22 protein-coding genes are annotated in these 18,675 nt (G+C 68.8%); 15 read left to right on the forward strand and 7 right to left on the reverse strand.

Annotated features, from left to right (window positions below):
- Positions 1-2: 2 nt before the first annotated feature.
- Genes ccoO through ccoS form a run of 7 tightly spaced genes read left to right on the forward strand, consistent with a single transcriptional unit; the run spans position 3 to position 5,061 of the window.
- The gene (gene ccoO, locus HRJ34_RS24335; RefSeq protein ID WP_011952639.1) at positions 3-728 is read left to right on the forward strand and encodes a cytochrome-c oxidase, cbb3-type subunit II; all 726 of its coding nucleotides are present in this window, start codon (positions 3-5) and stop codon (positions 726-728) included.
- 6 nt (positions 729-734) lie between these two features.
- Positions 735-905, forward strand: a complete 171-nt coding sequence (locus HRJ34_RS24340) for a CcoQ/FixQ family Cbb3-type cytochrome c oxidase assembly chaperone (RefSeq protein ID WP_011952638.1) — start codon at positions 735-737, stop codon at positions 903-905.
- Positions 896-1,774, forward strand: a complete 879-nt coding sequence (ccoP, locus tag HRJ34_RS24345; protein ID WP_029995463.1) for a cytochrome-c oxidase, cbb3-type subunit III — start codon at positions 896-898, stop codon at positions 1,772-1,774. Before HRJ34_RS24340 ends, ccoP begins: the two co-directional genes overlap by 10 nt.
- Positions 1,771-1,935, forward strand: coding sequence for a hypothetical protein (locus HRJ34_RS24350; RefSeq protein ID WP_208632692.1), 165 nt, complete (start codon positions 1,771-1,773; stop codon positions 1,933-1,935). The genes ccoP and HRJ34_RS24350 overlap by 4 nt, the downstream gene beginning before the upstream one ends.
- A gap of 18 nt (positions 1,936-1,953) precedes the next feature.
- The gene (locus tag HRJ34_RS24355; protein ID WP_011952636.1) at positions 1,954-2,736 is read left to right on the forward strand and encodes a DUF2189 domain-containing protein; all 783 of its coding nucleotides are present in this window, start codon (positions 1,954-1,956) and stop codon (positions 2,734-2,736) included.
- Positions 2,737-2,740: 4 nt separating this feature from the next.
- On the forward strand, positions 2,741-4,915 hold the full coding sequence (locus HRJ34_RS24360; RefSeq protein ID WP_208632693.1) for a cation-translocating P-type ATPase: 2,175 nt from the start codon (positions 2,741-2,743) through the stop codon (positions 4,913-4,915).
- A complete protein-coding gene (gene ccoS, locus HRJ34_RS24365; RefSeq protein WP_011952634.1) occupies positions 4,912-5,061 on the forward strand; it encodes a cbb3-type cytochrome oxidase assembly protein CcoS in 150 nt (49 codons plus the stop codon). The genes HRJ34_RS24360 and ccoS overlap by 4 nt, the downstream gene beginning before the upstream one ends.
- Before the next feature lie 9 nt (positions 5,062-5,070).
- Here ccoS and HRJ34_RS24370 read toward each other — a convergent pair whose 3' ends face one another.
- The 5 genes from HRJ34_RS24370 to HRJ34_RS24390 form a co-directional block, all read right to left on the reverse strand.
- Complete coding sequence (locus HRJ34_RS24370; protein WP_208632694.1) at positions 5,071-7,065, reverse strand: TonB-dependent receptor family protein; 1,995 nt, start codon at positions 7,063-7,065, stop codon at positions 5,071-5,073.
- Positions 7,066-7,207: 142 nt separating this feature from the next.
- Positions 7,208-8,095 carry a multicopper oxidase domain-containing protein gene (locus HRJ34_RS24375; protein WP_226948928.1) on the reverse strand — a complete coding sequence of 296 codons (888 nt, stop codon included), beginning with the start codon at positions 8,093-8,095 and terminating at the stop codon, positions 7,208-7,210.
- A gap of 63 nt (positions 8,096-8,158) precedes the next feature.
- On the reverse strand, positions 8,159-8,548 hold the full coding sequence (locus HRJ34_RS24380) for a c-type cytochrome (RefSeq protein ID WP_029995460.1): 390 nt from the start codon (positions 8,546-8,548) through the stop codon (positions 8,159-8,161).
- Positions 8,548-9,249: a c-type cytochrome gene (locus HRJ34_RS24385; protein ID WP_011952631.1), complete on the reverse strand. Its 702-nt coding sequence runs from the start codon at positions 9,247-9,249 to the stop codon at positions 8,548-8,550. The genes HRJ34_RS24380 and HRJ34_RS24385 overlap by 1 nt, the downstream gene beginning before the upstream one ends.
- An 11-nt stretch (positions 9,250-9,260) precedes the next feature.
- Positions 9,261-10,352 carry a multicopper oxidase domain-containing protein gene (locus HRJ34_RS24390; protein ID WP_226948929.1) on the reverse strand — a complete coding sequence of 364 codons (1,092 nt, stop codon included), beginning with the start codon at positions 10,350-10,352 and terminating at the stop codon, positions 9,261-9,263.
- A 205-nt stretch (positions 10,353-10,557) separates the two neighbouring features.
- On the opposite strand from HRJ34_RS24390, the gene HRJ34_RS24395 reads away from it, so the two are divergent.
- A complete protein-coding gene (locus HRJ34_RS24395; RefSeq protein WP_011952629.1) occupies positions 10,558-11,001 on the forward strand; it encodes an Rrf2 family transcriptional regulator in 444 nt (147 codons plus the stop codon).
- Between the two features lie 18 nt (positions 11,002-11,019).
- On the opposite strand, the gene HRJ34_RS24400 is transcribed toward HRJ34_RS24395, so the two are convergent.
- Positions 11,020-12,114 carry an amidohydrolase family protein gene (locus HRJ34_RS24400; RefSeq protein ID WP_208632696.1) on the reverse strand — a complete coding sequence of 365 codons (1,095 nt, stop codon included), beginning with the start codon at positions 12,112-12,114 and terminating at the stop codon, positions 11,020-11,022.
- A gap of 20 nt (positions 12,115-12,134) precedes the next feature.
- A complete protein-coding gene (locus HRJ34_RS24405) occupies positions 12,135-12,527 on the reverse strand; it encodes a RidA family protein (protein WP_037505972.1) in 393 nt (130 codons plus the stop codon).
- Positions 12,528-12,711: 184 nt separating this feature from the next.
- Here HRJ34_RS24405 and HRJ34_RS24410 point away from each other — a divergent pair, with 184 nt between their 5' ends.
- The 7 genes from HRJ34_RS24410 to HRJ34_RS24440 all read left to right on the forward strand — a co-directional run bounded on the left by HRJ34_RS24410 (position 12,712) and on the right by HRJ34_RS24440 (position 18,673).
- Positions 12,712-13,215, forward strand: a complete 504-nt coding sequence (locus HRJ34_RS24410) for a nuclear transport factor 2 family protein (protein WP_226948930.1) — start codon at positions 12,712-12,714, stop codon at positions 13,213-13,215.
- A gap of 15 nt (positions 13,216-13,230) precedes the next feature.
- The gene (locus tag HRJ34_RS24415) at positions 13,231-14,610 is read left to right on the forward strand and encodes an amidohydrolase family protein (RefSeq protein WP_208632698.1); all 1,380 of its coding nucleotides are present in this window, start codon (positions 13,231-13,233) and stop codon (positions 14,608-14,610) included.
- Positions 14,611-14,634: 24 nt separating this feature from the next.
- A complete protein-coding gene (locus HRJ34_RS24420; RefSeq protein WP_011952624.1) occupies positions 14,635-15,561 on the forward strand; it encodes a LysR family transcriptional regulator in 927 nt (308 codons plus the stop codon).
- Between the two features lie 124 nt (positions 15,562-15,685).
- Positions 15,686-16,177, forward strand: a complete 492-nt coding sequence (locus tag HRJ34_RS24425; RefSeq protein ID WP_011952623.1) for a DUF2938 domain-containing protein — start codon at positions 15,686-15,688, stop codon at positions 16,175-16,177.
- Positions 16,177-17,040: a dioxygenase family protein gene (locus HRJ34_RS24430; protein WP_208632699.1), complete on the forward strand. Its 864-nt coding sequence runs from the start codon at positions 16,177-16,179 to the stop codon at positions 17,038-17,040. The genes HRJ34_RS24425 and HRJ34_RS24430 overlap by 1 nt, the downstream gene beginning before the upstream one ends.
- On the forward strand, positions 17,037-17,789 hold the full coding sequence (locus tag HRJ34_RS24435) for an SDR family NAD(P)-dependent oxidoreductase (protein ID WP_208632700.1): 753 nt from the start codon (positions 17,037-17,039) through the stop codon (positions 17,787-17,789). Before HRJ34_RS24430 ends, HRJ34_RS24435 begins: the two co-directional genes overlap by 4 nt.
- 8 nt (positions 17,790-17,797) lie before the next feature.
- Positions 17,798-18,673, forward strand: coding sequence for a BKACE family enzyme (locus HRJ34_RS24440; protein ID WP_208632701.1), 876 nt, complete (start codon positions 17,798-17,800; stop codon positions 18,671-18,673).
- The last annotated feature ends 2 nt before the right edge of the window (positions 18,674-18,675 follow it).

Genomic DNA, 18,675 nt, shown 5'->3' on the forward strand with positions numbered 1-18,675 from the left:
CGATGTTCGGAACCCATTACCGCATCGAACGCAAGTCCGTCGCGCTGGCGGTGGCGATCATGATCGTCGCCAGCATCGGCGGGCTGATCGAGATCGCGCCGCTCTTCACGATCGACGACACGGTCGAGAGCGATCCGAAGATGCGGGTCTACACCCCGCTCGAACTGGCCGGCCGCAACATCTACATCCGCGAGGGTTGCTACGCCTGCCATTCGCAGATGGTCCGCACCTTGCAGGACGAGGTGGAGCGCTACGGCCCCTATTCGCTCGCGGTCGAATCCAAATATGACCATCCGATGCTCTGGGGATCGAAGCGGACGGGCCCCGATCTCGCCCGCGTCGGCGGGAAATATTCGGACCAGTGGCATACCGCGCACCTCCGCAACCCGCGCGACGTCGTGCCCCAGTCGATCATGCCGCGCTACGGCTGGCTGAGCGAGACCGAGCTCCGGACCCGCCATCTCGGCGACGATCTCCGCGCGCTGAGGGCGGTCGGCGTGCCCTATAGCGACGCGATGATCGCGAACGCGTCCGCCGACGCGGTGGCACAGGCGTCGCCCGACGACGATACGGCGGGCCTGGTCGAGCGCTATGGCAGCGCGACGCAGATCCGCACCTTCGACGGCGACAAGCGCACGACCTCCGAAATGGACGCGCTCGTCGCCTATCTCCAGATCCTCGGCAAGCTCAGCGACGCCGCGCATCCCGCGCCGGCCTCGAAGGAGTAGGCGGGCATGGACATCGCACATCAGACGCTGGTCGGTTTCGCCAAGTCGTTCGGGCTCTTCTACCTGCTCGCGATGGCGGCGGCGGCGCTTCTCTACGCCTGCTGGCCGGCGAACCGGAAGCGGTTCGACAAGGCGGCACGCGACATCATCGACGACGAGGACAAGCCGTGGCGGTAGGCGAGCGCGATCCCCATAGCGGGCACATGACGACCGGCCATGAGTGGAACGGGATCAAGGAGCTCAACACCCCGGTCCCCAAGGCGGTCTGGTTCTTCCTGATCGTGACGGTGATCTTCTCCGTCGGCTACTGGGTGCTGATGCCGGCATGGCCGCTGGGCCGGACCTACAGCCGCGGCCTGCTCGACAACGACCAGAAGGAGATCGTCGCGAAGCGGGTGAGCGCGGCCGCCGATGCCCGCGCCGCCTGGACGCGGCGGATCGCGACGTCGAACTACGACCAGATCCGCGCCGATCCCGCCCTGATGGCGAACGTGCGTGAGGACGGCCACCGCCTGTTCGGCGACAATTGCGCGGCCTGCCACGGCATGGACGCGAAGGGCCATGCCGGCTTCCCCAACCTGACCGACCGGGACTGGCTGTGGGGCGGCGACCCCGACACGATCGCGCATACGATCGCGGTCGGCATCAACAGCCCGGCGAGCAAGGACACCCGCGTCAGCCAGATGCTGGCGTTCGGCAAGGACGGCATCCTCGCCAACGACGCGGTGCTCGCCGTCGCCGATTATGTGAAGAGCCTGTCCGATCCCGCCTGGGCGAAGGGCAAGGCCGTATCGGTGGCCAAGGGACGGGAGGTGTTCGCGGCGAACTGCGTCGCCTGCCATGGCGACCAGGGACACGGCAATGCGCAGCTCGGCGCGCCCGACCTGACCGACCGGACCTGGCTCTACGGCGGCGATATCGACGCGATCTATGCGTCGATCCACAACGGGCGGCAGGGCGAGATGCCGGCGTGGGAGCATCGCCTGTCGCCGGTCGACCGCAAGATCCTGACGGTCTTCCTGCTCGACAAGGGCGGCAAGCCATGAGGCTTCCGGGCTCGCGCCGCTTCTACGTCGCGCTGGCGCTCGTCGCGCTGGGCGCTGTCCTGCTCGCGAACGCCCATCTGGTCTATGTCGCATCGACCTCGCAGCCCCAATGCGTCGAGCATGCGGGGGGCGAGTTCGGCGCCGCCAAGCCGTCGTGCTGAGATGATCGGGAGAAGAGCATGATCAAGATCCCCCCCGTCGTTCCGCCGCTGCCGATCGAGCGGCGCTATGCGCGCGACCTGCCGCCCGGCGCGGCGTTCGGCTGGCTGCGCGACGGATGGCGCGATCTCGCCAGCCATCCGGGGCCGAGCCTGCTCTACGGCCTGTTCGTCTTCCTGCTGTCGGCCGGGATCGTCGCCGGGCTGGTCTGGCTGGCCTGGGACTATGCGCTGTTCCCCGCGATCGCCGGCTTCCTGGTGTTCGCCCCGGCGCTGGCGATCGGCCTCTACGAGAAGAGCCGCGCGATCGAGCAGGGCGAGCCGGTCTCGCTGCGGCGCATGCTGCTGCCCCATGCGCGGGCGGGCGGACAGGTGCTGTTCACCGGCGCGCTGCTGTGCGGGGTGATGCTGCTGTGGATGCGCGCGGCGGTGATCATCTATGCGCTGTTCTTCGGGGTCAGGTCCTTTCCCGGTCTCGATCACATCGCGCCGATGCTGTTCACCACCTCGACCGGGGTCGCGATGCTGGTGGTGGGCACGCTGATCGGCGGGCTGTTCGCGGCCTTCTCCTTCGCGATCTCGGCCTTCTCGATTCCGATGATGCTCGACCGGCGGGTCGACGCGCTGACCGCGATGGGGACCAGCGCGGCGCTGGTCTGGAACAATCTCGCGGCGATGCTGGTCTGGGGCCTGCTGGTGCTCCTCCTCTTCCTCCTGTCGGTCGCGACCGGGTTCGTCGGGCTCGTCCTCGTCTTCCCCTGGCTCGGACACGCCACCTGGCACGCCTATCGCGCGGTTCGGTGAGGCCGTGACGCACCTCTCCGCCATCACCCGCCTGTCGGCCGACGAGCTCCTGCTGGCGAGCCGGGAGGTCGACACGGGGCTGCGGCACAGCGACCTGTCGGTGCCCGGCATCCGCTGCGGCGGCTGCATCCGCAAGATCGAGGATGCGATCGGCCGGCTGCCCGGCGTGACGCGGGCGCGCGTCAACCTGTCGACCCGGCGCGTGGGCGTGGACTGGCAGGAGAGCGCGGGGCCGCCGTCGCTCGGCGAGACGCTGACCGGGCTCGGCTATGACGCCTATCTCCATGAGGCGCGCGAGGACGCGAAGGACCCGCAGCTCGGCCGGATGATCCGCGCGCTGGCGGTCGCCGGCTTCGCCGCGATGAACATCATGGGGCTGTCGGTTTCGGTCTGGTCGGGCGCGGCCGGCGAGACGCGGGACCTGTTCCACTGGCTGTCGGCGGCGATCGCGCTGCCGACGCTTGCCTATTCGGGCAGGATCTTCTTCCGCTCGGCATGGCAGGCGCTGCGGCGCAGCCAGACCAACATGGACGTGCCGATCTCGCTGGGCGTGCTCCTCGCCTTCGCGATGAGCCTCTACGACACGATCCATCACGCATCCTACGCTTATTTCGATGCGGCGGTGTCGCTGCTGTTCTTCCTGCTGATCGGCCGGACGCTCGACCATGTGATGCGGGAGAAGGCGCGGACGGCGGTGAAGGGGCTCGGCCGGCTCGCCGCCTATGGCGCGACCGTCCTCACCGACGATGGCGGCCGCACCTATGTCGGGACCGAGGAGATCGAGCCCGGCATGACCATATTGCTGCGGCCGGGCGACCGCATTCCGGTCGACGCGGTCGTGATCGAGGGGCGATCCGACATCGATGCCGCGCTCGCGACCGGGGAAAGCCTGCCCGAGCCGGTCGTTCCCGGCAGCGGGCTGCGCGCGGGGACGCTGAACCTGACCGGGCCGCTCACCATCCGCGCCACCGCCGCGTCGAAGGACAGCTTCCTGGCTGAGATGATGCGGCTGATGGAGGCGGCCGAGGGCGGACGGACCCAGTTCCGCCGCATCGCCGATCGCGCCGCCCGGCTCTACGTCCCGGTGGTCCACAGCGCGGCGCTGCTCGCCTTCCTGGGGTGGATGCTGGCGACCGGCGACTGGCACCAGGCGCTGACCATCGCGGTCGCGGTGCTGATCATCACCTGTCCCTGCGCGCTCGGCCTCGCGGTGCCGATGGTCCAGGTCGTGGCCGCCCGGGCGCTGTTCGAGCATGGCGTCATGGTCAAGGACGGCTCCGCCATGGAACGGCTCGTCGAGGTCGACAGGACGTTGTTCGACAAGACCGGCACGCTGACCCTGGGGCGTCCCCGGCTGCGGCCGGACGCCGCCGTCGATCCGGCCCATCTGGCGATCGCGGCGCGGATCGGGGCGCAGTCGCATCACCCCTATGCCCAGGCGCTCGCGGCGGCGGTGGCGCCCGCCGACATCGCCTTCGACAGCATCGTCGAGCATGCCGGGCTTGGCCTCGAAGCGCGGATCGGCGACGATCTGTGGCGGCTCGGGCGCGGCGCGTGGGCGGTTGATGGGGACCAGGCTTCCGAGGCCGAGGGCACGGTGCTGTCGTGCAACGGCAGGCTCCTCCACGCCTTCCTGTTCGAGGACGAGCTGCGGCCGGGAGCGGTGGCGGCCGTCGCCACGCTCCGCGCGCGGGGCCATGCGATCGAGATCATGTCGGGTGACACTCCGGACGCGGTCGCGCCGGTCGCCGCCGCGCTCGGGATCGACACGGTGCAGGCGGCGCTGCTGCCGGCCGAGAAGACCGCCCATCTCGAGGCGCTCGCCGCCGCCGGGCACAAGACGCTGATGGTCGGCGACGGACTCAACGATGCGCCGGCGCTGGTCGCCGCCCATGTCTCGATGGCGCCGGGCAGTGCCGCCGATGTCGGGCGGCAGGCTGCGGATTTCGTGTTCCTGCGGTCCGACCTCGACAGCGTGACCTATACGATCGCGATCGCGCGCCGCGCCGACCGGCTGATCCGGCAGAATTTCGCGTTCGCCGCGCTGTACAACCTGGTCGCCCTGCCGGTCGCCGTGGCGGGCTATGTCACGCCGCTGATCGCCGCGCTGGCGATGTCGGGGTCTTCGATCATCGTCGTCGCCAACGCGCTGCGGATCGGCCCGCGCGGCGGCGCATGAACATCCTCTGGTATCTGATCCCGATCTCGCTCGGCCTGGGCGGACTGGGGCTCGCGCTGTTCTTCTGGGCGCTCAGGAGCGGGCAATATGAGGACGTCGCCGGCGCCGCGGAGCGCATCCTGGACGACGAGGACCGGCCGCTCTGACCGCCGCGATCAGAAGCGCGCCCGCGCCCCGACATAGATGGCGCGCCGCTCGACGGGATAGAAGATCTCCGAGGCCGGCGTCGCGGCGATCACGGCGGAGATGTCCCCGATCGCCTTCCGACCGGTGAGGTTGCGGATGTCGGCGAACAGGTCGACGCCCTTGGCGAGGGCCGCTCCGGCGGTCAGCCCGACCAGCGCATAGCCCGGCGCGCGGGTCCGGTTGGCATAGTCGGCCCAGGCCCCCTGCGGCACCCATTCGAGATTGGGTGCGACATGCAGTGCCTCGCTGCCGAAGCGGATTTCGGTGCGCAGGACGTGGCGCGGTACCACGGGCAGGCGGTTGCCGCCGAACTGGGCGTCGTCGCGGAAGCGGAAATCGGAATATTGCCAGAGCTGGCGGAGGCGGAGCCAGCCGGTGGGCTCCAGGCTCAGCCCGGCTTCGACCCCCTGATGCACCGTCCGATCGGCGTTGAAGGTCGAGGCGGGGATGTCGGGGCCGACGGTGAACTGCAACATCTCGCTGCGCAGTCGCACCCGGTAGAGCGACAGGTCCCACCGCAGCCGCCCGCGTTGCCCGCGCGTCCCGACCTCGGCCGTCCAGGCATGCTGCGCGCGGACCGGCACGAAGGCCGCGACCTGGGCGAGCTCGACGAAGGTCGGGAACTCGGCCGAGCGGCTGAGATTGGCGTAGAGCTGGACGTCGCGCGTCGGCTCCCAGAGCAGCCCGAAGCGGGGCGAGAAGCCGTCATAGGCGGCCTTGCCGACGACCGGCGCCGGCAGCGACTGGACCTGCCGGCGATAGCCGTCGGCATGGATCGCGCCGGCGATGAGTTGCAGGCCGGCGAGCGGCCGGAACCTGGCCTCGGCGTAGAGGGTCGAGGTGCGCGCCGCCTGCCGGGCGTCGAAGGTCGGGGCGCCGCGACGGCCGTCGACGTTCACGAAGCGCCGCGCATGGGTCGTGCCCCATCGCGACTCGCCGCCCAGGGTCAGCTCGAATGGGCCCGCGCCATAATCGAGGCGCGCGAACAGGCCCCGGTCGGTCGAGCCCTGGTCGATCAGCTGGTAGATCGGATGGAACAGCGCCTTGAGGTTGAGGAACAGGCCGAAGTCGATCGTCGCCCGGCCGAGGTCCAGCGTCGTCCGGTTCTGGAGCCGCAGCGAGGTGATGTCGCGCGCCTGGTCGCCCGCGAAATTGCCGGTCCGGGGACTGGCGAGCGCGACCGATCGGGTCAGCGCGCCCGGCAGTTGCTGGTCGATGGCGTTGGCGCTGACGTAGAAGCGCGTGGCGATGCGATCGCTCAGGCGGAAGCCCGTATTGCCGTTGAAGCGCAGCGAATGGCGCCGGGCATGGTCGCGGTCGCCGGCATGGCGGTCGGCGCTGATCGCGAACCAGCCATTGGCGTCGCCATCGCCCACGCCGATCGAGGCGAGCCCGCGCACCATGGCGTAGGCGCCGAGGTCGAGCCGGGCATAGAGGCCGTGCGCGAGATCGCCGGTGGGGGAGACGCCGTTGATCGCGCCGCCGAGCGTGCCCGATCCGAAGCGCAGCGCATTGGCGCCGCGATAGACCTCGAGATGATCGAAGAAGGTCGGTTCGAGTTCCTGGAAGTCGCCATTGTCGTCGGCCAGGTTGATCGGGATGCCGTCCTGCAGCAGCGTCAGCCCGCGCATATGATAGCCGCGCGAGAGGCCGGAGCCGCGGATCGAGATGCGGATCTCCTGCCCGAAGCGCGGCTGCACATAGACGCCGGGCGAGAAGGCGAGGGTGTCGCGCAGCGATACCAGCGCCTTGTCGGCATAGTCCTGGTAGGTCACGACGTCGGTGCCGCCCGGCGTCGCATCGGCGCGGCGCTCGGCCTCGTCCGCGGCATGGCGGGCGGTGACGATGATGGTGTTCGCGTCGTCGTCAAAGCCCAGTTCGGCGGCCCGCGCGGCCTGCGGAGCGGCCGCCAGCAGGAGCGTCGCGAGCAGCCCGCTCGTTCTGGCTGATGTCCGGACCGGCATGGATTGGCACCTGCGCGTATCGCGATTGGCAAGGGGGGACGCCCCGGTGGCGAGCGGCGATGTCCGTCCGTCCGGGAAGGGGAAGGGGCTGGCCGGATCGGCGCGGGACCGGGGCGTCGGATGTCCGAGGCGTGGGGGCGCCTCAGGGCACCAAGATGAGGTTGCCGCGTCCCATGGCGGGGTCGGCATCCTTGGAGAACATGATCACCGCCATGGCCCCGGTATGGGCATGCGACATCGCATGGTCGACGATCACATTGGCGCCCTCGACGGGCGAGATCAGGTCGAAGGTCGCGCCGTCGCCGGGGCCGACGACCATGCTCTGCATGCCGACCTTCCTGTTCTGCGGATTGCCGCTCGGATAGACGGCGTCCCACAGGCCGGCGATCGGATGGAAGGAGGAGAATTCGTTGGGGCCGGCGTTGATGAAATAGACGCGGACGCGCTCGCCGGGCTTCGCCACCAGCATCTTCGTCGACGCCGGATCGTGGACCGGATCATATTTGAAGGCGACGCCGTTGAAGACGACGTGCGACCAGTCGGCCTTCATGATCGAGTGGAGGTCGTCCGGATTGGCATAGACCTCCGACTGGACGAGGACATATTCGCGGTCCGCCTTGGGCAGCGCCTTCGGGTCCTTCGGATCGACCAGGATCACGCCGAACATGCCGCGCGCGATGTGCTGGTACATCGGATCGGACCCGCAATGATAATAGAAGGCGCCCGGATGCGTGGCGACGAAGCTGAAGGTCTTGGTCTCGCCGGGCTTGATCGCCTCGAAGTCCTTGATGACGTCGACGCGGGCGGCGTGCAGGTCGATCGAATGCGAGTTCTTGTTGGTGGGCGCGTTGGTCAGCGTGAAGGTGACGGTGTCGCCTTCGGTGACGCGGAGCAGGGGGCCGGGGACCTGGCCCTCATAGGTCCACGAGGCCTGCATCGTCCCCTTGTTGTCGATCGGAAGCGATACTTCCTTCGCGGTCAGGTGCAGTTTGACTTCCTTGGCAGGTGCCGGCTGGAAAGCAAGGCCCATGAGTGCGGAAGCCGCGAAGAGTAATGATGTTCGCATGATGTCACCCCTGTTCGATAAAGTCGGTTAACTGCCTTTGTTGCACTTGCAGACGTACATGAGGTAATCGGCCATATCCTCGATCTGGTCCTTCGAAAGGACGCCGGACCAGGACGGCATCAGCGCCGATTTGTTGACCGATGCGCCGCCGTCGGTGATCGCCTTGACGATCTGTTCGCGCGGCAGCGAGGACATGGCGACGGTGTCGCTATGGTCGCGCGGCTGGACCGACAGGCCGACGGTGTTGACGCCCTTGCCGTTCCGCTGGACGCCGTGGCACTGCGCGCAATAGGTGTCGTAGAGATGGGCGGTCGCCTGGATCTTCGGGCTTTCCGTGCCCGCCGCCGCCGGCCGGACCAGGGCGATGCCCGCGCCGAGCGCGACGATGCCGAGCGTGGCCAATCCGTAGCGCAGCATCACTTGCTCTCCTTTCCAAGGGACGTGACGTAGCCGGTGAGGCGCTGGAGATCGGGATCGGACAGCGTCTGCGTCGGCATCCAGACATGCGGGTCGAACTGCTGCGGGTTCCGGGTGTAGGCGAGCACATAGTCCGGCCGCAGGCGCTTGCCCGCGTCGTAGAGCTCGGGCCCCGACAGGCCGCCCTGGCCCGGCTGGCCCTGATGGCAGGACGAGCAGCCGCGCAGCTTGTCGAAGGCCAGCTTGCCCATCATCATGTTGGCGGCCTCGGGCTTGTAGGCGCCTTCGGGGACGAGCCCGCCGCTCTTCAGCAGGAGCAGGGCGTCCGCCAGCCGCGCGGCGGTGGCGGCGTCGACCTTGGGATGCTTCTCGACCGTGGCGGCGTCGATCGTGTCGCGCGGCTCGCCCGGCTTGGCATGCTTGAACCAGAGGACGCCGCCGGGGCGGATGGTCGTCGGGTCCTGCAGCCAGCCGACCAGCCAGTCGCGGTTGAACTTGTCCCCGGCGTACCAGAGGTCGGGGCCCTTGCGGGTCCATAGCCGGTCGAGCGTCGCATCGGCGGGCTTGGCGAGCGCGTGGCAGGACGCGCATTGCGTCGTCAGCTCCGGCCCGGCGGCCTGGGCGTCGACCGTGGCGGGACGGGCGGCGAAGGCCAGGACGGCGACGGCCGCGCCGGCGGTGATGATGACGGGAGCCTTCATGGCGTGCCTCCTCAGGTGACCGGAACGCCCTTGAAAACGGGGTTCGGATAGATCCCATGGGGCTTCCTGAGGCTCTCCTCGTAGTAGAAGTCCGGGACGAATTCCTTGTGCGCCCAGTGGTACCAGGGCTGATCGCGCGGGATGCCGTCATATTCGATCAGGGTCATGACCCCGCCGTGCGGCGTGTGCCCGTTCATGGTGTGGTGATCGATATGGTCGTGGATCATCCAGCGGCCCGGATTGTCGCAGCGCAGGATGATGTCGTAGCGCTCGCCCGGCCCGACCAGGACGGTGTCGGCGTTGATCGGCGCCGGCAGCGGATGGCCGTCCTTGAAGGTGATCTGGAACACATGGCCGTGGATGTGGATCGAGTGGAAGCCGCCGCCGGCCCCGAACAGCCGCAGCCGGATCACGTCGCCCTCCTTGACGCGGATCGGCTGCGTCTCGGGGAAGGATTTGCCGTTGATCGTGAAATAGTCGAACACGTCGCCGGGGACGCCGCCCTGGCCCAGCTTGTCGGCCCAGGCGGAGGCCCATTCGGAGAACATCAGGATATAGTCGCCGGTCACTTCGCGCTCGATCGGCGTCGGCTTGACCGGGTCGACGATGAACGGACCCCACATGCCGCGCGTCGCGACATGCTCGTTCACGTTGACGTGGCAGTGATACCACATGGTGCCGGCGGGATCGGCGACGAACCTGTAGGTGAAGCTGTCCCCCGGCTGGATGCCGAGCTGGGTCATGTCGGGCACGCCGTCCATCTGCCAGGTCCCGCGCTGGAGGATGCCGTGCCAGTGGATCGTATGGGGGAGGGTCGTCAGGTTGTTGAGGACGACCTCGACCTCGTCGCCTTCGCGGACGTGGAACAGCGGCGCCGGCACCTGCCCGCCGAAGGCGAAGGTCTGGAAGCTCTGCTTGCCGACCAGCGTGATGCGGGTCTCCTCGATGTTCATCTCGAACTTGTGGTGGGCCGCGCCTGGCCGGCCCTTGGCCCGGCCGGCGCCGGCGCGTGCAGCCGATGTCGAGGCGGCGGCCAGGGTCGGAACGGTGAGGGCCGCCCCCAGGCCGGTCAGCACGGCGTCGCGTCGCGTGAAAGCAGACATCATATATTCCTATAAGATGTATAAAATCTGCATGATTCATAGGAGCAGATGTTCCGGCCGCCCAACGAATTAATTTGTGGTCTTCGCCCAATATTTTTGCTGGAAGCGGCCGCGGGCTTCAGGCTGGCCAGGCGTGGGCTCGGCCCCTTAACATGTCCCCATCATACAGGTATATGATGGCCTTCGATTGTCTCGGGAGAGGTGAGTGCGGCTGACGCGCTACACGGACTATTCGCTCAGGGTTCTGATTCACCTCGCGATCAACGACGACCGCCTCTGCTCGATCGGCGAGATTTCGCGCACCTACGATGTCTCGCACAACCATCTGATGAAGGTGGTCAACGCCCTCTCGCGCGACGGCTTCATCGAGACCGTGCGGGGGCGGACGGGCGGCATGCGCCTCGCCCGGCCCGCGAACGAGATCACCGTCGGCGAGGTCGTGCGCAGGACCGAGGAGGGCTTCCAGCTCGCCGATTGCTCGGGATGCGCGCTGTCGCCGGTCTGCGGCCTGACCGGGGTCCTCGCCGAGGCGATGCAGGCGATGATGACGGTGTTCGATTCCTACAAGGTCTCGGACCTGCTGACCGACCGCGAGGCGATGCGGCGATTGATGAACCGGCAATCGCCGCTCGGCATCGGCCTGCACTGACGGGGGCGGCGGGCGTCGTCAGCCCTTGCCGTAGAGCCGGTGGGCGTTGCCGCTCAGGATCGCTTCGGCGGTGGCGTCCGGCAGCCCGCTCTTCTCCACATAGGTGACGATGCGGGTGTAGAGCTCGTCCTGGAAATAGGGGAAGTCGCTGCCGAGCATCAGCCGCTCGGTGCCGAAGGTCTCGGCGATGCAGCGCAGCGCCGGCCCGTGGAAGTTGGCCGTGTCGAACCACATCTTCGCCAGTTCGGCGGTGGGACTGCGCGGGAAGGCCTTCCAGCCGGTGTAATTGTCCTCGATGCGCTGCATCAGGAACGCCACCACGCCGCCGAGATGGGCGATGTGGAAGCGGATATTGGGGAATTTGTGCGGGATGTCCGCCTTCAATAGCTGGAGCGTCGCCAGCGAATCCTCGAACGGCGCGCCCACCACCCATTCGAGGCGGAAGTCGTTGACCATCGGGCTCAGCGTGCCGCAGCCGGTGGGGTGGATGTAGAGGATCGCGCCGAGGCGATCGAGCTCGGCATAGAAGGGAAGATAGGCCGGATCGGCGATCGTCCGGTTCGCGATCAGCGTGGTCAGCGCGATCCCGGCGAAACCGAGCTGCTCGATGCAGCGCCGCGCCTCGGCGATCGCCTCCGCGACATGCGGCAGCGGCACCGCGCCATAGGCGAGGAAGCGGTCGGGGTGGCGCCGCACCAGGTCGGCATAGGTGTCGTTGATCATCCTGGCACCGGTCGCGCAGGCGGCGGCGTCGGGCGTCTGCAGGATCTGCGGCGAGGCCGACAGCACCTGCTTGGCGACCCCGGCCGCATCCATCATCGCGAAGCGCGCCTGCAGGTCCTGCTCGCTGTCGGTCGCGCGGATGTTGCGGGCGATGGCGACGCCCGGCGCGCCATGCTTTTCGAGATAGTCGAGATAGTCGACCGGCCAGAGATGGGCATGGGTGTCGATGCGGAGGCCGGGGCGGGGCGCGGCCGGAGCCTGCGGCTTTGCCTTGGCCTGCGCTTCCCCGGCGGCGCCGGCGGCCACGATCGAGCCCCCGGCGGCGACGGCCAGGGTGCGCAGGAAATCGCGGCGGTGCTGATGCCCGCAGCAGTGGTTATGATCGTCCATCGTCTCTTCCTGTCCGGTGCTCAGTCGAAGGGGGCGGCGGTCGCGTCGATCTCGACCAGCATCTTCGGGTTGGCGAGCCGCGTGATCTGCACCAGCGTCGAGGTCGGCCGGGTTTCGCCGAAATAGCCGAACACGATCGGCAGCCCCTCCTTGAGGAAGGCGTCCATGTCGAGCGTGTAGATGCGCATGCGGATGACGTTGGCCGGGGCCATGCCGACCGATTGCAGCGACAGGTCGATGTTGCGCATCACCGCCCGGCACTGGTCGGCCAGCGTTTCGGGCAGCCGGCCCTCGGCGTCATAGGCGAGCGACCCGGCAATCTCGTGCCGGATCGGCGAGCTTGTCGTGATCACCTGCGAATAAAGGCCCTTCACGGGTTCGAATACGCCGTCCGGCATCGTGATCTTGTGCATGTCCCTGCCCATGGTTGCTTCGCTGTGACAGGGCATATGGCTGCCGGAACCGTCCCACAAGCGGGCAGGACTATCTATCGTAAAACACGATGAAGCATTTCCATCTATTCATTGGTCCTATTGATCGGCCGGCCCTAGTCCAAGGGGACAACAAGGGCGAGGGACCGACGTGCAAGACCAAGGCGTGAGCGATCTTCTGGTGCAATCCGCGATCATGCGGCTGATCCACACCTATCCCCGCGGGCTCGACCGGCTCGACAAGGAATTGCTGCTGTCGATCGGCCATGCCGATGCGACGGTCGATTTTCCCGGCATGTTCAGCGGAAGCTGGGCCGGCTTCGTCGACTGGCTGATGGCCGCGCACACCGACATGCTCTACAACCGCCACACGATCGGCAATGTCCTGATCGAGGTCGACGGCGACAAGGCGGTCAGCGAGACGACCGCCACCGCGCATCTCGTCGTCAAGCGCGCCGACGGCGACATCGAGAATCGCGAGACCCATTCGCGCTATCTCGACAGCTGGCGCCTCGACGGCGGCCGCTGGTGGCTCGCCGGCCGCAGGACGCTGCGCGACTATCGCTCGATCGACATCATCACCCCCGAGCGGTTCGCGGCGACGACCAGCTATGTCCACGCCGCCGACGTCGGGCGCGACGATCCCTCCTACGCGCATTTCGGGCGCTGACGGCGGGGGATCGCCATGAAGAGGACGCTCATCCGCAACGGCAGGGTGGTGACGGTCGATCCCGCGCTCGGCGACATCGACGATTGCGACATCCTGATCGTCGGCGACCGCATCGCAGAGGTGCGGCCGGCGATCGACGCCGACGCCGACGAGGTGATCGACGCCCGCGACAAGATCGTCATACCGGGCCTCGTCAACGCGCATCTCCACACCTGGCAGACCGGGTTGCGCTCGATCGGCAGCGGATGGACCGGGCCGGACTATCACCGCATCGTCCATGGCAATATGGGCACCCGCTTCCTGCCCGACGACAATTATGTCGGGACGCTGCTCGGCGCGCTCGAGCAGTTGAGCGGCGGCGTCACCACCATCTTCGACTGGTGCCACGACATCACCTCGATCGACTATGCCCATCGCTCGATCGACGCGCTCGACGAGGCGGGCATCCGCGCGGTGTTCGGCCATGGATCGGCCAAGCCGAACGCGGCGCCGGGCGAGCTGCCCTTCACCCATATCCCCCATCCGCGCGAGCGGGTGGAGGCGCTGCGGAACGGCCGGCTGTCGTCCGACGACGGGCTGGTGACGCTGGCGGTGGCGATCCTCGGGCCGCAATTCTCGATCCCCGAGGTGGTCGAGCATGATTTCCGCATGGTGCGCGACCTCGGCCTGCCGTCGAGCTCGCACGCCGCGCGCCGGCCCAAGGACTGGGTGTCGCCCGAGGGCTTCCACATCCCGGCGCGGCTCGGGCTGCTCGACGAGCGGCACAATGTGGTCCACGCCAACTATATCGGCGACGAGGAGCTCAAGCTGATCGTCGACTGCGGCGCGTCGGTGACGGTGACCGCCAATATCGAGGTGCACGTCCACCCGATGGACCCGGTCAGCGGGCGGCTGCTGGCGCTCGGCGCGATGCCGTCGCTCGGCATCGACAGCGTCCCGCTGGCGAACAGCGACTTCTTCAACGAGATGCGCCTCGCCATGCTCTACCAACGCGCGCTCGACCAGCGCGTCGCCTGGCGGAACGGGGCGCCGCCGCCCGACCGCCTGCCGGTTCCGCCCCGGCAGGTGCTCGAATGGGCGACGATCGGCGGCGCCCGCGCGCTGTGCATGGAGGATCGGATCGGCAGCCTGACGCCCGGCAAGAAGGCCGACGTGGTGCTGATCGACGGGCTCGCGCTCAACATGTTCCCGGTGCACGAGCCGACCTTCAGCACGGTGCAGCAGGCGAACGCCGCCAATGTCGACACGGTGCTGGTCGACGGCGTCGTGCGCAAGCGGGGCGGCAAGCTGGTCTATGCCGACGCTCTCCTCGCGCAGCGCCGCGACGAGCTTTTGCGATCGGTGTCGCGCATCATCGCCGAATCCGGCTATCGTTCCTCGGCCATCGGTTCGTGATGGCCATGCAGAGCGAGCGAGAAATTGGCCCCGCTGAACGTTACGCTGAAGCAGATAAGGGCTTTCGTCGCGGCCGCCGACACCGGCAGCCTGACGACGGCGGCCGTGGTCGTGAACTCGACCCAGTCGTCGCTGTCGGTGCTGATCCGCGAGCTGGAGGAGGCGATCGGCCTGCGGCTGTTCGACCGCACGACCCGCAAGCTGGTGCTGACCGAGGCCGGGCAGGAATATCTGGTCCACGCGCAGCGAATCCTGATCGAGGTCGAGCACGCCCATCTCAGCACGACCGAACTGGTCGAGCGGAAACGGGGCAGGGTGGTGATCGCCGCGCCGCCGATCATGGCGGCGGCGCTGCTGCCGGAGATCATCGCGGACTATCACCGGAGCTATCCGAACATCTCGATCGTGGTCGAGGACATGCCCCCGGCCGAGATCGTTCCGGCGGTCGCCTCGGGGCAGATCGACTGCGGGATCGGCGTGTTCGGCGATACGCCGGACGGGGTGAAGGCGGTCGCCGTGCTGAAGGAGCGGATGCTGATCATCGCCAAGGCGGGCAATCCGCTGCTGGCGCGGCCGACGCTCCGCTGGTCCGATCTGCGCGGCCAGCCGGTCGTGGCGATCAAGGGCGGCGCGCAGATCCGGCGCGAGGTCGACGTCCGGCTGCGGCTGGCGCGGATCACCGAGGAGCCGGTGATCGAGGTCCGGCAGATGCTCACCGTGCTCGGCATGGTGTCGGCGGGACTGGGGGTGGCGGTGTGGCCGTCCTGGGCGAGCATGTTCCTGGCGCCGTTCGGCGTCGAGGGGCGGCCGCTCGCCGATGCGGCGCCGCAGCTCGACGTCGCGGTGGTCACGCCCAGCAGCCGTGGCCTGTCGCCGGCCGCGACCAGTTTTCACGCCATGCTGACGGCCAATATCGGGCGCGTCGTCGCGGAGGTCGAACCCTCCGCCTAGAGCGGTTCACGATCCGATTACATCGGATCGGCCGCTCTAGGTTGTTGTTTTACCGCGATTTCCGGGCCGGCGGATGTTGCCATCTGCGTGGAAATCGCTCTAGCGCTTCTTGGGGAATGCCATCATGATCTGGACTATCGGCTTCGGCGCGCTGTGTGCCGGGGTGGCCGGCGCGCTCGTCTTCGACATCTGGAACTGGCTGATCGAGAAGGTCGCCGGGATACGCGCGCCGCGCTGGGCGATCCTCGGCCGCTGGCTGCTCGCGCCGCTCGGATGCGGCGGGGAAGGGCCGGTCTTCACGCCCGCCGAGCGGTGGCTCGGCACCTTCGCTCATTATGCGACCGGCGTCGCCTTCGCGCTGGGCCTGATCCTGGCGATGGGGCCCGGCTGGATCGCGCGGCCGACGCTCGCGCCCGCGCTGGTCGCCGGGATCGTCACCACCGTCTTCGCCTGGTTCGTCATCATGCCGGCGCTCGGCGCGGGGATCGCGGGCGCGCGGATACCCCGGCCGAACCGGCAGCGTGTCGCGACGCTGGTCGCCCACGCGATGATGGGGGCGGGTTTCTATGCCGGGGCCGTGGCCGTCGCCGCGACCGGCCTGCAGGGAGTGGCCTGATGATCATCGACCACCAGGCCGACCTCACCCTTGCCGTCGAGCTCGCCATGGCCCGGACGCCGGACCCTCGCCTTCGCGAGGTGATGGCCGCGTTGGTGCGCCACGCCCACGCCTTCGTCCGCGAGGTGCGGCCGACCGACGAGGAGTTCGAGCGCGGCATCGATTTCCTGATCGGCATCGGCCAGGCCACCGACGAGAAGAAGAACGAGGTGGTGCTCGCCGCCGACGTGCTCGGCATATCCAGCCTCGTCGGGCTGCTCAACAAGCCGCTCGACGGCGTCCGCACCGCGCCCGCGCTGCTCGGTCCCTTCTGGCGGAGGAACGCGCCCGAATGCGCGCCGGGCGACAGCATCGTCCGCTGCGCGGTGGAAGGGGAACGGCTGCTGGTGCGCGGGTCCGTCCGCGATCCGGCCGGCCGGCCGATCGCCGAGGCCCGCATCGACGTCTGGCAGGCGTCGCCGGTCGGGCTCTACGAGAATCAGGACGACGGCCAGCCGGAGATGAACCTTCGCGGCCTGTTCACCGCCGACGCGGCGGGCGCCTATCATTTCGAGACGGTTCGCCCGGCCGGCTATCCGGTCCCGACCGACGGTCCGGTCGGCGATCTGCTGCGGGCGCAGCGCCGCCATCCCTATCGGCCGGCACACATCCATTTCATGGTGACGGCGCCGGGCCATGCGACCCTCGTTACCCAGATCTTCGCCGACGAGCAGGACCGCCTCGAAACCGACGTGACCTTCGGCGTGCTCGAGCCGCTCGTCGCCCGCTTCGAGCCGAAGGAGGGCGGCAATCTCCAGGTGCTGCGCTGCGACTTCGTGCTCGAGGCGGGCGAGACGCGCATTCCCAAGGCGCCGATCCCATGAGCGGCGACGTCGGCCTGGCCGGCAAGGCCGCGGTCCTGTTCGGTGGGACCGGCGGGATCGGCGCGGCGACGGCGTCGGCGCTGGCGCGTGCCGGGGCGCGGATCGCGCTGGTCGGCGGCCGGGACCTGGCGCGGGCCGAGGCCGTCGCCGCGCGGCTGCCGGGCGACGGCCACCGCGGCTATGTCGCGGATATCGCCAGCTCGGAGGAGATCGGGGCGCTGGCGGCGCGGGTGGCGAAGGATTTCGGCCGGGCCGACATCCTCGTCAACGGCGCCGGCGTCACCCGCGCGATCCCGCACGCCGATCTCGACGCGCTCGACGACGCGCTGATCGACCTGCTGATGGTCCACAACGTCCGCGCCCCGATCGCCGCGGTCCGCGCGTTTCGGGAGATGCTCGCGGCGAGCGGCGACGGACTGGTGGTGAACATCTCGTCGATCGCCGCGACCACGGCGGTCGGATCGAACGTCGCCTATTGCGCGGCCAAGGCGGCGATGGACACGATGGGCGCCGCGCTCGCCCGCGCGCTCGCCCCCGCCATCCGGGTGGTCAGCGTCTCGCCCGGCGCGGTCGACACCGATTTCGTGCCGGGGCGCGACCGTCAGGCGTCGGAGCGGATCGCCGCGTCGACGCCGCTGCGCCGGCTCGCTTCGCCCGAGGATGTCGCGGATGCCGTCCTCGCCTGCGCCACCCATCTGCGCTTCACCACCGGCAGCGTCGTCCAGGTGGACGGCGGCCGTCACCTCTAGGGCCGGCGATGCACGCGAAGGTCATCATCACCTGCGCGGTGACCGGCAACATCACCACGCGCGAGCAGTGCCCGCACCTGCCGGTCACGCCGCAGGAGATCGCCGAGGCGGCGCTGCTGGCGGCGGAGGAGGGGGCGGCGATCGCGCATATCCATGTGCGCGACCCAGCGACCGGCGCGCCTTCGATGGAGCTCGACCATTATCGCGAGGTGGTCGAGCGCATCCGCGCGCGGCGGCCCGAGCTGATCATCAACCTCACCACCGGCCCCGGCGGGCGCTATGTGCCCAGGGACGAGGAGCCGGCGGTGGCGGGGCCCGGCACGACGCTGATCCGGCCCGAGCTGCGGGTCGCGCATATCCCGATCCTCAAGCCCGACATCTGCACGCTCGATCTCAACACGATGAACTCGGGCAAGCAGGTGGTGATCAACACGCCCGCCAACGTCACGAGGATGGCGCGGATCATCCGCGCGGCCGGGGTGATGCCCGAGATCGAACTGTTCGACAGCGGCGACGTCCATCTCGCCCGCGACCTCATCGCGGCGGGGGAGCTCGACGGGCCCGGCCTCTTCTCCTTCGTGCTCGGCGTCAGATATGGCTTCGACGCCAGTCCGGAGACGCTGCTCTACGCGCGCAACATGCTGCCGGCGGGGGCGACCTGGACCGGCTTCGGGGTCGGCCGCGCCTCCTTTCCGATGGTGGCGCAGTCCTGGCTGCTCGGCGGCCATGTCCGCGTCGGGCTGGAGGACAATATCCACATGGCGAAGGGGGTGCTGGCGCCGTCGAACGCGGCGCTGGTGCGGCGCGCGCGGGAGATTCTCGCCGGCCTCGGCGCCGAACCGGCAACGCCCGCCGAAGCGCGGGCCCATCTCAAGCTCGATTAAGG

The organism is Rhizorhabdus wittichii (assembly GCF_017607425.1).
GTDB classification, from domain to species: domain Bacteria; phylum Pseudomonadota; class Alphaproteobacteria; order Sphingomonadales; family Sphingomonadaceae; genus Rhizorhabdus; species Rhizorhabdus wittichii.